Source organism: Pseudactinotalea sp. HY158, from assembly GCF_009660225.1.
Taxonomy (GTDB): Bacteria; Actinomycetota; Actinomycetes; order Actinomycetales; family Beutenbergiaceae; genus HY158.
In genome coordinates this window covers 520,924-533,975 of the sequence record NZ_CP045920.1, presented here as the reverse complement: position 1 = coordinate 533,975, position 13,052 = coordinate 520,924, and the positions used below count along the sequence as shown (strand labels likewise).

At 68.6% G+C, this 13,052-nt stretch carries 13 protein-coding genes; 3 read left to right on the top strand and 10 right to left on the bottom strand.

The window, feature by feature from the left end; translation table 11 throughout:
- Positions 1-111 precede the first annotated feature (111 nt).
- The 4 genes from GCE65_RS02305 to GCE65_RS02290 all read right to left on the bottom strand — a co-directional run bounded on the left by GCE65_RS02305 (position 112) and on the right by GCE65_RS02290 (position 3,215).
- The gene (locus GCE65_RS02305) at positions 112-1,155 is read right to left on the bottom strand and encodes a substrate-binding domain-containing protein (RefSeq protein WP_194928784.1); all 1,044 of its coding nucleotides are present in this window, start codon (positions 1,153-1,155) and stop codon (positions 112-114) included.
- A gap of 131 nt (positions 1,156-1,286) precedes the next feature.
- The gene (gene moaA, locus GCE65_RS02300) at positions 1,287-2,309 is read right to left on the bottom strand and encodes a GTP 3',8-cyclase MoaA (protein WP_227992837.1); all 1,023 of its coding nucleotides are present in this window, start codon (positions 2,307-2,309) and stop codon (positions 1,287-1,289) included.
- Entirely contained in the window at positions 2,306-2,731 is a 426-nt protein-coding gene (locus GCE65_RS02295) for a molybdenum cofactor biosynthesis protein MoaE (RefSeq protein ID WP_153877229.1), read from the bottom strand. The genes moaA and GCE65_RS02295 overlap by 4 nt, the downstream gene beginning before the upstream one ends.
- Positions 2,724-3,215, bottom strand: coding sequence for a MogA/MoaB family molybdenum cofactor biosynthesis protein (locus GCE65_RS02290; RefSeq protein WP_152817269.1), 492 nt, complete (start codon positions 3,213-3,215; stop codon positions 2,724-2,726). Before GCE65_RS02290 ends, GCE65_RS02295 begins: the two co-directional genes overlap by 8 nt.
- A gap of 123 nt (positions 3,216-3,338) precedes the next feature.
- Here GCE65_RS02290 and GCE65_RS02285 point away from each other — a divergent pair, with 123 nt between their 5' ends.
- The 3 genes from GCE65_RS02285 (at position 3,339) to GCE65_RS02275 (ending at position 6,560) form a co-directional block, all read left to right on the top strand.
- Positions 3,339-4,673 (top strand): hypothetical protein, encoded by a 1,335-nt coding sequence (locus tag GCE65_RS02285; RefSeq protein ID WP_153877228.1) that lies wholly within the window; start codon positions 3,339-3,341, stop codon positions 4,671-4,673.
- Positions 4,674-5,188: 515 nt separating this feature from the next.
- Entirely contained in the window at positions 5,189-5,482 is a 294-nt protein-coding gene (locus GCE65_RS02280) for a WXG100 family type VII secretion target (protein ID WP_228760070.1), read from the top strand.
- 142 nt (positions 5,483-5,624) lie between these two features.
- On the top strand, positions 5,625-6,560 hold the full coding sequence (locus tag GCE65_RS02275) for a DUF4031 domain-containing protein (protein ID WP_153877227.1): 936 nt from the start codon (positions 5,625-5,627) through the stop codon (positions 6,558-6,560).
- Between the two features lie 38 nt (positions 6,561-6,598).
- On the opposite strand, the gene GCE65_RS02270 is transcribed toward GCE65_RS02275, so the two are convergent.
- The 6 genes from GCE65_RS02270 to GCE65_RS02245 are packed head-to-tail and all read right to left on the bottom strand — an operon-like array spanning position 6,599 to position 13,051.
- Positions 6,599-7,837, bottom strand: coding sequence for an MFS transporter (locus tag GCE65_RS02270; protein ID WP_153877226.1), 1,239 nt, complete (start codon positions 7,835-7,837; stop codon positions 6,599-6,601).
- A gap of 34 nt (positions 7,838-7,871) precedes the next feature.
- Positions 7,872-8,783, bottom strand: a complete 912-nt coding sequence (locus GCE65_RS02265; RefSeq protein ID WP_153877225.1) for an ABC transporter substrate-binding protein — start codon at positions 8,781-8,783, stop codon at positions 7,872-7,874.
- Positions 8,784-8,809: 26 nt separating this feature from the next.
- Positions 8,810-9,985 carry an ABC transporter ATP-binding protein gene (locus GCE65_RS02260; protein WP_153877224.1) on the bottom strand — a complete coding sequence of 392 codons (1,176 nt, stop codon included), beginning with the start codon at positions 9,983-9,985 and terminating at the stop codon, positions 8,810-8,812.
- Between the two features lie 4 nt (positions 9,986-9,989).
- Positions 9,990-10,826 (bottom strand): carbohydrate ABC transporter permease, encoded by an 837-nt coding sequence (locus tag GCE65_RS02255; RefSeq protein ID WP_153877223.1) that lies wholly within the window; start codon positions 10,824-10,826, stop codon positions 9,990-9,992.
- Positions 10,819-11,727 carry a carbohydrate ABC transporter permease gene (locus GCE65_RS02250; RefSeq protein ID WP_153877222.1) on the bottom strand — a complete coding sequence of 303 codons (909 nt, stop codon included), beginning with the start codon at positions 11,725-11,727 and terminating at the stop codon, positions 10,819-10,821. The genes GCE65_RS02255 and GCE65_RS02250 overlap by 8 nt, the downstream gene beginning before the upstream one ends.
- Positions 11,728-11,779: 52 nt before the next feature.
- Positions 11,780-13,051 (bottom strand): ABC transporter substrate-binding protein, encoded by a 1,272-nt coding sequence (locus tag GCE65_RS02245; protein ID WP_153877221.1) that lies wholly within the window; start codon positions 13,049-13,051, stop codon positions 11,780-11,782.
- Position 13,052: the final 1 nt, after the last annotated feature.

The window sequence follows — 13,052 nt, the reverse complement described above, 5'->3', positions numbered from 1 at the left end:
GTTGCTGAGATCGGCACGGCGCTGCGCGCACGGCGACCATCCCGATTGTGCGTCAGCGTCCGGCGGGGGTCCACCGATCGGGCACAACCGCACACAACCGTTCATGCCGGGTCAGCTCGACTCCCGCACGACGAGCCGCGGGAGCAGGGTGACCCGCTGGCGCGCGACGCCGGGGCGCGTGAGGCGCCGCACGAGCACGTCGACGGCGATGGAGCCGACGTCGCGCTTCGGCGGCTGAACGGCCGTGAGCGGGATCGAGGCGAACTCCGCAAGCTCGTCGTCATAGGTCACGAGGGCCAGGTCTGCGGGAACGGCGACCGCCCGGTCCTCGGCGGCCTCGAGCAGCGGGAGGGCGAACCCCTCGGGGTGCAGGATGAGGGCGCTCGCCCGCTGCTGCGCGCACGCGCGCAGCAGGTCGTGCAGGCGGGCCCGGCGGCCGGTCGGGGAGGCGTCCTCGCCGGGCAGGTCGAAGGGCTCGAGGAGGTCCCGCCCGGCGGCGGCGAGTTCGGCCCGGTATCCGGCCAGGAGCCGGGCCGCGGTCGGCGTGGTGGAGCACGCGGCGAGCATGATGCGTTCATGCCCGCGCGCGACCAGGTGCGCGACCGCGATCCGGGCGCCGTCCTCGTGATCCGAGCGGGCATGGTCGAAGTCGGGCCCCGCCCGCTCGACCAGGACGACGGGCACGGGCGAGGAGTCGAGCCAGCCCGTCTCGGGCTCGGCCGCCGCGGTCGCGAGCAGCACACCGGCGACCTTCGCGCGGAGCATCCGCTCGAACAGGCGCCGCTCCTCGCCGTCGTCGTATTCGCTGATCGCGAGGACGACCGCGATCCCGGCGCGGGCGGCCCCCTCCCGGATTCCCTCGAGCAGTTCCCGGAAGTAGTACCGGGACGCGGGCAGGATCACCCCGATGCGCACCTGATCGTCGCCGGCCGCCGCGCGGACCATCCCCGCCGTCGACCGGGCCCCGCCGTGGATCCGTGTGAGTGCGCCGCGGTCGACGAGCGCGGAGATGTCCCGGCGGATCGTCACGTGCGAGACCCCGTAGCGGTCGGCGAGCTCGCTCACCCGGACGACGCCGTGCATGCGGGCGAGCGCGGCGATCGCCTCCCGGCGTTCACCCGCCAGGCGCGGGGCGGTGCCGCGGTCGTCGCTCACACGCAGGATGCTAGACCAGTGTCGACCGTCCGGGACCATCGTTCCCGGCGCGCTCGGAGCGGTTCGCCGGACGCCTTGGTCGGCGTCGTTCGTGCGCCGGCTCCGCTCGCGGCGGGCCCGTCGCCGCGGGGTCAGCCGCCGATGGCCGACATGGGCCGGTCCGGCTGCAGGAAGCCCGGATCGTCGATCCCGTGGCCGGGCAGCTTGCCCGCGATGCACGTGTGCATGAGCCGGGCGATGTCGTCGTCGTCGCCGCCGCCGCGGATCACGCCGAGCAGATCGGATTCGGTGCGGGCGAACAGGCAGTTGCGCAGCTGGCCGTCGGCGGTCAGCCGCACCCGGTCGCACGTGCCGCAGAACGGCCGCGTGACGGAACGGATGACGCCCACGGTGCCCGGTCCGCCGTCCACAAGGAACTTCTCGGCGGGCGCGGCCCCGCGCCCGGGCGCCTCGGTGAGGGTGAAGGCGGTCTCGAGCTGGGCGAGGATCTCCTCGCCGGTGACCATGGTCTCCCGCGACCAGATGTGGCCGGCGTCGAGCGGCATCTGTTCGATGAAGCGCATCTGCCCGCCCTTCGAGAGCGCGAACCGCACGAGATCGACCAACTCGTCCTCGTTCACCCCGCGCATCGCCACGGCGTTGAACTTGAGCGGGGCGAATCCGGCCGCGACGGCCGCCTCGATGCCGGCAAGCGTGTCGTCGAACCGGTCGCGGCGGGTGAGCTGCTGGAACCGTTCGGGATGGAGCGTGTCGAGACTGATGTTCACGCGCGCGAGGCCGGCCTCACGCAGCGCCGGCGCGAGCTTGGTCAGCCGCAGCGCGTTCGTGGTCATCGAGACCTCGAGCGGACCGTCCTCGCCCTCGATCGCCGCCATGCGCCCCACGACGTCGACCACGTCCGGGCGCAGCAGCGGCTCGCCGCCGGTCAGGCGCACCTCGACGATCCCGAGCGCCGCGGCGATCTCGGCCGTGCGCACCAGTTCGTCGGTCGTGAGGATGTTCGCCCGCGCCAGCCAGGGCACGCCCTCGGCCGGCATGCAGTAGGTGCAGCGCAGGTTGCACACGTCGGTCAGGGAGATGCGCAGGTCCCGATGGACCCGTCCGAACCGATCGGCCAGCGGCCCGCGCAGTTCCGGTGACACGTTCACGCTCATGCTGATCCCACCCATACGTAGCTTCCATCGGTGAGCACTTGCCGCTTCCAGACCGGCAACTTCTTCTTGACAGTCTCCACCGCTTCCCGGCAGGCCGCAAACGCCTCGGCCCGGTGGCTGCTTCCCGCGGCCACGACGATCGCGAGATCCCCGATGTACAGGGTGCCGATCCGGTGGCTCACCGCGAGCCGCACCCCCGGGTGGGCGTCCGTCACCTCGGCCACGATCTCCGCGAGCACCCGCTCGGCGCTCGGGTGCGCCGAGTAGTCGAGCTGGACCACCTCCCCGTCGACGTCGGGGCTGTGGTTGCGCACGGTGCCGATGAACGAGGCCACGCCCCCCACCCAGTCCGCACCCGCGTGATCGAGGTGAGCTGCGACGTCCAAAGGCTCGTTGCTCAGCCGGACGAGGGAGTCAGTCATGGGTGCCCCCGCGGAGCTGATCGAGGATATGGGGCAGCAGCGGGCCGACCGTGGCCATCGCGTCGGTGACCGCGGCGGGCGAGCCGGGCAGGTTGAGCACGAACGCGTCGCCGTGGGTTCCGGCGAGTCCGCGCGTGAGGACGGCGTGCGGGGCCCTGGCAGCGGCGTCGCGCCGGATCGCCTCGGGTATCCCGGGCAGGTGGGCGTGCAGGAGGGGCTCGGTGGCCTCCGGGGTGAGGTCGCTCGCGGTGATGCCCGTGCCGCCGGTGGTGATCACGAGCCGGGAGCCGCCGCCCAGGGCCGCGCCGAGCGCCGCCCGGACGGGTTCGACGCCGTCGGGGACGACCACGAGGTCGGCATCGGGATAGCCCGCGCCGGCGAGGCATTCGACCAGCCGGGGCCCGGAACGATCGGTCGCCCGGCCGTGCGCGCAGCGGGTCGAGACCGTGATCACAACGGGCCGGATGCGGTCCTGGGGAGCCATGCGCCCAGGGTACGCTGAACCCTCGAATCGGCGGTGCCGGCGCCATAGACTGTGGCTGGAACCACCTCAGCCGGCTCGACCGCCGACTTCCACCAATGTCTGCCAGCAGGGAATGTGAACGGTATGGGCGCGATGAACGCGTCGGCGTGGTTGTTACCAGCGTGGAGGCGCAGTCTCGCGGTCATCGGGGCGAGCGCCGAGGACGAACGGATCGAGGCCGCCGGCCGCCGGCTCATCGAGCGCTGGAGCGATCCGGATCGCAAGCATCACAATCTGCGCCGGCTCGTGTCCGTGCTCGCGCGCGTGGACGAACTCGCCGCCGAGACCCACGGCCCCGACCTCGTGCGGGTCGCGGCCTGGTACCACGGCGCGGTCTTCCGGATGGACGACAGCCACGTCTACAGCAGGCGCGGGGGAATCGACGAGATCGCCTCCTCGCAGCTGGCGCGCTCGGAGCTGACCGGGCTCGGCGTGCCCGAGGAGAGCATCGCGCGGGTGGTCGAGCTCATCCATGCCCTCGCGCGGCACCACGTTCCCGACGGCGACCTCGACGCGATGGCGCTGTGCGATGCGAATCTCGGCGGCCTCGCGGTCGAGCCGCAGAAGTACGCGACCTACCGCAGGGAGGTGCGCGAGGAGTACTCCGAGGTGCCGGATCTGGACTATTTCCGCGCCCGGATCGCGATCATCGAGAAGCTGCTCGGCCGGGCGAAGCTGTTCACGTCGCCGCTGGGTCAGGCGTGGGAGGAGCGGGCACGGGAGAACCTCACGGCCGAGCGTGCCCGCGTGTCGGCCCAACTCGCGAAGCTCTCCGGCGCACCGGCGCCCACGGCGGAGCCACCGGCCCGGGAGATGGGTGCCCACGCGGAGCGCTCCTTCTTCGCCGGGGCCGGCCCCGGGGCCGGCCGGAGCGACCCGGACCGGCCCGCGGGCACGTTCGCCCCGCTGCCCAGCGGCTCGATCCCGCGGATTCCCGGATCACAGGGCTCGCAGGGAGCACAGGGCTCAACCGATTCAACCGGCTCGCGGGTCCCCTCGGGATCGCAGGGATCGCACGGTTCACAGGGCCCCTCGGGATCGCAGGGCTCACCGGTCCCCTCGGGATCGCAGGGATCGCACGGTTCACAGGGCCCCTCGGGCTCACCGGGTTCACCGGGTTCACCGGGCTCGCCGGGCTCACCGGCGACGCCCCGCGATCGCGCGGACACCCGCTCGGTCGGGTCCGTCTCCTCGCCCGCGAGCCCCACCGAGGAGCTCCGGCCCCTGGTCAAGGACTATCCCAAGGGCCGCCCGCTCGGCCCGAAGCTGCGCCGGATCGACGCCCTGCCGCGGTCCGCCGAGGCGCGCGGGCCGTCCGGATCCGCGGACGCGGCCGCCCCTCCCGAGCGGGGCGGGGCGCCCTCGACCGCGGACTCCCCCGACGAGGGCAGCACGATGACCCGGCCTCCGCGGGACTGACCCCCACCCGCGCCCCGGCCCCATGGTTCTCCGGCGACCAGGGCCCAACCGTCACTCACGCCGGCGACCAGGGCCTGCCCGCCACTCACCCTGGCGACCAGGGCCTGCCCATCACTCTCCCCGGCGACCAGGGCCTGCCCGCCACTCTTCCCGGCGACCAGGGCCTGCCCGCCACTCTTCCCGGCGACCAGGGCCTGCCCGCCACTCTTCCCGGCGACCAGGGCCAAACCGCCACTCTCCCCAGCGACCAGGGCCTGCCCGCCACTCTCCCCGGCGACCAGGGCCAAACCGCCGGAATATCAGGAGATTTCAACGCTCCGGCCCTGCTCGACTTCGGCGATGCGCGCCGGAGGCTCGCTCGGTCGTCCCGGATGCGTCGCAGGGGCCCGTCCGGTCGCCGCGATGAGGGCCCGTCCACACGTGGCCTCCGGGCTGCGGGTCCGTCCACAGCCGAGAGGCCCTGGTCACCACGCGGGTGCTCGTCCCTCCTATCGTTCCCGGCAACCGAAGGAGGAATGATGGCCCGTTTCGAAGTAGACAGCGCCGAGGTCGCCCGGGGTGCCCTGGCTGCCCGGCATCACGGCGGCACGATCCGAGCGGAGGTCGCCACGATGATGCAATTGCTGCTCAGCCTCGAGGCGAGTTGGCAGGGATCCGCGTCACTCGCCTTCCGGGAGGCGATCCAGCAGTGGCGCCTGACGCAACAGCAGGTCGAATCGTCCCTCGACGCGCTCTCGGCGTCGCTCGACGTCTCGGCGCGGCAGTACGACGACGCCGAATCGGCGAACACGCGGATGTTCCTGCACTAACGCCTGCGCCCGCCTGTGCCCGCCTGTGCCCGGCCGCCTCGCCCGTGCCCGCCCTTGCCGACCCGTGCCCACCCGTGCCGACCCGTGCGGATCGTCCATCGCGGCGCAGTGGCCGGGCAGAACGCGCCGTACTGTGAGGCCCATGGCGATCCTCATCGACCCACCCATGTGGCCGGCGCACGGCACATCGTTCTCGCACCTGGTCTCGGATTCCTCGCTGACCGAGCTGCACGAGTTCGCGCGGCGGGCCGGGGTGCCGGGACGGGCGTTCGACGAGGATCACTACGACGTTCCCTCGGCCCGCTACCGTGAGCTCATCGAGCTCGGCGCACGGGCGGTCGACGGGCGCGAGCTGATCCGCGCGCTGCGTGCCAGCGGGCTGCGCGTACCGGCTCATGCCCGGGCCGGCGGCGCGCTCCCGGCGCTCGAACGACGCTGGCTCGACCTGTGGACGGACCGGCCCGACCTCGGCGAGCACCTGCTCGGCCGCTGGAACGAGGAACACCGGCACTACCACGGCCCGGCGCACCTGCTCGCGGTGCTGCGCCGGCTCGACGATCTCACCCGGCGCGGCACCCCGGGACTGCAGGCGGCCGGAGAGCGCGCCCCTGCGCCGAGCCGGCGGGTGCGCCTGGCCGCCTGGTTCCACGATGCCGTGTACGACGGCGTCCCCGGCCAGGACGAGGCCCGCTCGGCAGAGCTGGCCCGGCAAATGCTCGCCGAGAATGTGCCGGCCGGACGGCTCGCCCGGCAGGTCGCCGACCTCGTGCTGTGCACGACGGACCACAGGATCCCCGCCGGCCTCGAGGCGGAGCTGCGGGGCGACGCCGCCCTACTGATCGACGCGGACCTCGGGGTGCTCGCCGAGCCCGCCGCCGGCTATGCGCGCTATGTCGCCGCCGTCCGGGCCGACTACGCCCACGTCGGGGAACAGGCGTGGCGCGCCGGCCGCGCGGCCGTGCTCGATCACCTCCTCGGGGCCGATCCGCTGTTTCGGACCGATTGGGCGCGAGAGCACTGGACGCAGCGCGCCACGGAGAACCTGCGCCGCGAACGCGCCACCCTCGGCGCCGACTGACCACTACCGGGTGACCACACGGCCACCGACCGCACGCCCTAATGCCGATCGAAGCTCGGTCGCTCGGGGACGAACGACACACAGACAAGAAGGATCAGATAGGCGCAACCTATGCCACCGAACAGCAGGGCCGGTCCGCCACGGTCGAGCAGCACTCCTCCCGCCCACGTCAATCCAACGGCGCCCAGCGATCCCGAGCCGATGATGATGCCCATTCCCCGCGGGCGCTCACTACTCGAGAACAGCATCGGGAACCAGCGCCAGTAGAGCGTTACCGCAAACACACCGGCAAGCTGGAACAGCAGGGCGCTAGTCATCAGCACGGCGATGTGGTGGCCTTGGAGCACGATGGCCAGACACACACCTACACACAGCGTACCGGCGCCGATGACGTAGCGCTTGACGCCGCCGTTGGCCGCGAAGAGCAGGCTGAAACAGGCACCCACCAGGCCGCCAACCTGGACGATCGCTGCGAGCAGCAACGACTCACTGGAGGACACTCCCCCCGATGATGCCAGCAGTGTCGGCAGGAAGGTGAGCACTGTGAGCGTGCAACCGGCCGTAACGAAGTACGAGGCAGCGGCGCGCACGAGCGGCGGGCGGAGCGCACCGGAGTCCGCCGAAGCCTGCGCTGGCGCGCCTGCCGGAGCGGCCCCCTTCGTCACATCGGGAATGGCCCGATAGGTCAGCCAGACGATGACGCCGAGTACGGCGATCGCGATCAGGATGACGCGCCAACCGTGGCCGCCTGCCTGCTCGGGAGCGGCGAAGACGCCGACGATCCCGAGGCCGAACAGGAACGCCGCGACGTTCCCGAGACCACCGGCGGCGACGTTGAGCAGCGACACCGCGGAGCCCCGCGCCGTGGCCGACACGAGGGCAGTGAGGGTGGCCACGCTGTTGGTGCTCAGGCCACCCAGGCCGATACCGGTCACGATACGACTCAGGGCGAACGCTGTCATCCCGTCGCCGGCCGCGCCGATGAGGCTCCCCACCACGATGAAGCCGACGCCCCACCGCAGAGACTGCCGCAGCCCGGCCCTGCCTGCAACCCACCCCAGAATGATGCTTCCGAGGGCCATCGAGGCGAATGTGAATGCGTTGAGGGTGCCGAGGATCGTCGCGTCGATGCTGAACTCGGCGGACAGGAACGGGCCGATCATGCCCACGGTGTTCTGGCCGATCACGCCAAAGAACGCGCCTAGAAGCACCGCTCCGAACAGCGGGCGCTCCGCACGGTCGATCGCCACGGTGGCGCGTCTCGTCAGGCTGACCACCTACTCGCCGCGCCGTCCGCGATGCCGCCGTAGATCAAGGTCGCACAGCTCCCTCCTCGGTGAGTGAGCGGTCCACGAGGGTGCCGTAGTCGACCGCCTTTGGAAGCAGCCCGCCCGTGACGAGCCCAGCCTGCCAACGATCGAAACCCGGCCGGTCGATCGTGATCGAATCCCACATGTTCCACTGGCGAAAGTCGTCGACGAGTCCCACGAGGATCTCCGGATCACGCCCGGCGAACTCGAGGCCGACGATGCGCCGAATCTCCTCGATCGGCGCCTGATTCAGCCAGACACGGCTCCGTTCCAGTCCGCTCGCGAACGCCCGGTGGAGCGGCTGCAGCTCCTCACGTCGGGACTCGGCTCCGTAGTAGATGCTCCACGGAATCCGCCCACCGTCACGGCCGAAGGACTCGACCACCCATAGGTCGGCGTGAGTGGCCTGGAGATGGCGTGCGCTCAACTCGTCGACGATCAGGTAGTCACCCATGCCACCGACGAACAGGTCGATGAGCATGGAGCCGGACAGGTTCTGGGTCATCCGGATGTCCCACCGATCGAGGCCCTTCTCCTCCAGCACCATCTCCAGGTAGAGGGCGACGCTGGCACCGTTGCCCCCGGGGGCCAGGAAGTGTCGTCCGGCGACCCGCTCCCACGAGAAGTCGGTCGCCTGCTCACGCCCGATCAACGCCAGCGGCGCGCGCGCGGACGCCTGGGCGAAGGGTGCCAGCTCCCGGCCGTGGCCCCGGTACATCGAGGGCACCCAGATCCCTCCCAGGGCGGCGTGGGCCGTGCCGGACTCGAGGTCGTCCAGGACCCGGTCCCAGGGCGAAGGAACCGTGCTCTCGATGAGGATTCCCTCATCGGCAAAGTATCCAAGCGCTGAGCCGATGTACTCGGGCAGGTAGTTGAGGCTGTGCCCCGTGGCGCTCACTCGATATGTCTGCATGCTCTCTCTCCGATCGTTCTTGCTCTTTACCGGCCGGCCACGCAGGCCTGACGAATACGCGGCACGCGCTCGCCCGTCGCGCGGTCGAACCAATGGGCTGCCCCGGCGTCGAAATCCAGGCAACGGCGTTCCCCGATCTCGAAGTGCTGACTGCCAGGCAGACGGACATACCACTGGTCGATGTTCTGGACGTCATCCGTGATTCCCTCGCCGCTGCTCGTCTCAAGTACGCAGCCGACGAGGGTCTCGTTGCCGAGGCGCTCGACTGTCGAGATCTGGGCGCCGATTCCCGGGCGGTCCGCAGGTACGAGGCGCACGTTCTCGGGACGGACACCCAGGTAATACGACCCCGCTGGAAGGCCCGGGCCACCGGGGAACACGTCCTCGAAGCCCGTACCGCGGTCCCCGGCGACGTCGACGGGAGTGAGGTTCATCGGCGGCGAGCCCACAAAGCGCGCCGTGAAGACGTTTGCAGGGTCGCTGTAGACGTCCTCGGGGCTGCCGATCTGCTGGATGGCCCCATCATTCATCACGATGAGGCGGGTGCCCATCGTCATCGCCTCGACCTGATCATGAGTGACGTACACGAAGGTCTTACGGACGCGTCGGTGAAGCGCGGCGATCTCGGTCCGCATCTGGCCGCGGAGCTTCGCGTCGAGGTTCGACAGTGGCTCATCGAGCAGATAGATCGCGGGCTCACGCACCAGCGCACGTGCAAGCGCAACTCGCTGGCGTTGCCCGCCGGAGAGTTGGGCGGGCTTGCGCTTCATGAGCGGAGTGAGCTCGAGCGTGCGGCCGATCTCATCGACCTTGGCTGCTATATCCGGTCGGCGCATCATTCGCCGGCGTATGATGCCATTGAGAATGGGCACGTGATACACCTTGCGGAAGTTGGCCATAAGAAGCGGGAACGCGATGTTCTCCATCACGCTCATGTGCGGGTATAGAGCATAGCTCTGGAACACGAATGCGACGCCGCGCTCACCCGGCTCGAGGTCGTTGACCCGGTTCTCGCCGAACAACACCTCTCCGCTCGAGATTTCCGTCAGACCGGCGATCATACGAAGCAGGGTGGACTTGCCGCAGCCGGAGGGACCGAGCAGGATGAGGAACTCACCGTCCTCGACCGTTGCGCTGAACTCGTCGATGATCTGCGTGCTGCCATACGACTTGGCGACATCACGAAATGCTATGGAAGCCATGAAATTATCCCTTCACGGCGCCGGTGGTCAACCCGGCGACAATTCGTCGTTGAACAATTAGGAAGAAGACGATCGCTGGAATACAGAACAGCAGTGCCGCGCCCATCACACCGGCGAGCGGCGTCTCGTACTGCCCGATGAACGACGCCAGTCCAACACTCGCCGGCCAGCGCTCCTGGTCGAGCAGGAAGGTCGCCGCGAGCAGGTACTCGTTCCACGCAGAGAAGAATGTGATGACGGCCGCTGCTGCGATGCTCGGGCTGATGACCGGAACGATGATCGAGGTGAGGATACTCAATCGCGGACAGTTGTCGATCCGGGCGGCCTCCTCCAGCTCGACAGGGACACCGTCGACCGCGCTCATGATGATGAACGCCGCCACAGGCAGAGCAAAGCCCGCGTTGGCGATGACCAGACCCCAGAGACTGTTGAGCAACCCAAGCGTGACGAAGATTCCATAGAGGGGAATGAGGATGAGCGCTTCCGGCAATACCTGCGTGACGAGCATCGCCCCGCTCACGAGACCGCGGCCCACGAAACGGAACCGGCTGAGTGCGTACCCGGCGAGCGTACCCAGGCACAGACTCACGATCGTTGTGCCGCCGGCGATCAGGAACGAGTTCGACATCCAGCGCGCCAATGGCAGGTCCGCCAGGCTCTCAAGTAGCAATCCGATGTTTCCGAGCTGCGGGTACGGCGTCTGGTTTCCAGAATATAGGTCCGACTGCGCCCCGAATGCCGTGGTGAGCATCCAATAGACCGGAAAGCCGGCGATGATCACGAACGCCGCGACGACAACGTAGAAGATGATGCGGCGCAGCGATTTCGACCTCTCACGCATGTCTGTTCCCTCCAAGAATGCGACGTAGCACGACGCCCACACCGGCGAGCAAAAGAGCAAGCACGAGACCTATCACGCCGAATACGGCCGCCTTGCCGAGCGACTGGTTTTCGAACGCCATCTGCTGCAAGCTGACGACGATCGTGCTGGTGCGGTTATTCGGACCGCCGCCAGTCAACAGGTACACGAGTTCAAATCGTCGAATCGTCCACACCATAACTAGGAGGGCAACGAGTTCCACCGACGGTCTGATATGCGGGAAGGTGACGTTGCGGAACACGTTGAGTGGGTCCGCACCGTCGATCCGACTCGCCTCCCGCACCTCCTCCGGCACCGATTGCAAGGCCGCGAGCACGACCAGCATCACGAGCGGCGTCACCTGCCAAACGGTGACGACGGTGATCGAGATCAGGGCCCACTCCGACGAGGTGAGCCACGCTTGAGGACCGAACCCGAGCGCCTCGGAAACCCTGTTCAGGATTCCCGAGCGTTCGTTGTAGATCCAGTACCAGCCCAGTACCGCCGCCACGCTCGGAACCGCGTACCCGAAGAGCAGGACCGACCGGGAAAGTGTCTGCCCCACGAAGGGCCGATTGAGGAGCAGGGCGGCACAGACACCCAGCGCGGTCGAGCAGACGACCGTGGCGGCCGTGTAGGCCAACGTCACCCAGATCGAATAGGGCAACTCCCCCGACGTCAGCAGGGCGCGGTAGTTCTCCAGCCCGATGAAGTTGCCGTCGTTCGGCGACATGAGCCTCGTGTCCGTGAAGCTCATCCAGACCTCCTTACCAAGAGGCCAGAACAGGACGACGCTCAGGTAGAGCACCGGCACGAGCAGGAGAAGGTAGGGCATCGCCTGCGTGCGGAACCTACTGCTGAACCTGCGCTTGTGCGTGATCATGAGGGCTTCAACCTCCTTTCGACATCTGCGTCGTAGTGCATCTCGAGGTCGCTCAGTCGTCCGCGAACGCAGCCTCGGTCTGCTGCTGCGCATCCGCGAGCACCGTGGCCGCATCCGCATCGCCGGTCAGTACCTGTTCAACAGCCTCCATAACGATTCGCGCGACCTGGGCCGTGTCACCCTCATGCCCGGAGACCAGCGTGCTGTTCGAGGCGACAGCCGCCTGCTCGAACGCAGCCATCCAGGGGCTCTCCGTCAGAACGTCGTCGGGAATGGGCACGTCGGTCGCCAATCGGTCCGGTCCGCTGACCGATCGCATCAGGTCCTGGGCCTCGGGGCCAATGAACCAGCGGATGAAGTCTTTCGCCGCCTCCTGCTTCTCGGGGGAGATGTTCTTATTGATCGCGACGAACAACTGCTGGTGCGCGCCCGGATGGTCGAACGGGAGCGGGGCCGCGCCGATCCGCAGCAAGTCCTCAGATGCGCCCGAAGCAATGTTGAGCGTGCCACCGCTGTTGTCGATCGACATCGCTATACCACCCTCCTTCATCCGCGTGCGCTGCGTCGGGAAGTCGTCGCCCTTGGGGATGATGTCCGCGTCGTAGACCTGCTTGAAGGCCTCGACGGCCGCGACGTTCTCGGGCGAGTCGATAGCGAATGTCCCGTCTGGGGCGATCCCGCCGCCATAGCCTTGCAGCCAGTTCTGGAAGTCGAAGTACCAGTTGGTGATCTCGTTGACGCTGTGGCGGCTGGCGAATCCGATCGTGCCGGTCGCCTCCTGAACCGCCTGGCCAGCCTCGATCAGTTCGTCGACGTTCGTCGGCGGCTCGACCCCAGCCTCCTCGAGCAGGAGTTCGTTGTAGATCAAGGCATAAGCAGCGCGTTGCCAGGCCACACCGCGATACTCGCCGTCGACGATTGCTGCGTCGTTCGTCTCGTTGAGGTTCTCTGCCTCGGCGACGACGTCGTCGATAGGCAGGAGAGCATCCCTCACCGTCATGAACAGCTTGTCCTGAATGATCATGATATCCGGCCCTTGGCCCGCACCGAGTTCTGTCGCAATCTTCGTATCGATACTCTCGGACGGGATCGCCTGCTGAACCAGGACGACCTCGGACTGTGCGTCGTCGTACGCCTTGACTGCGCCCCAGAGGTTCTCTCCGCGGAGCGCATCGAGCCACTGCGAGTTCGCAACGACGAGCTCGAGCTTCCCGTCGGCGTTCGTACTGTCGCCGCCGCTACTACCGCAGGCCGCAAGAGCCGTTGCCGACAGTATGATCGTGCCGACGAGCACGTTTTGCTTGAATTTTGACTTCCTTGTCATG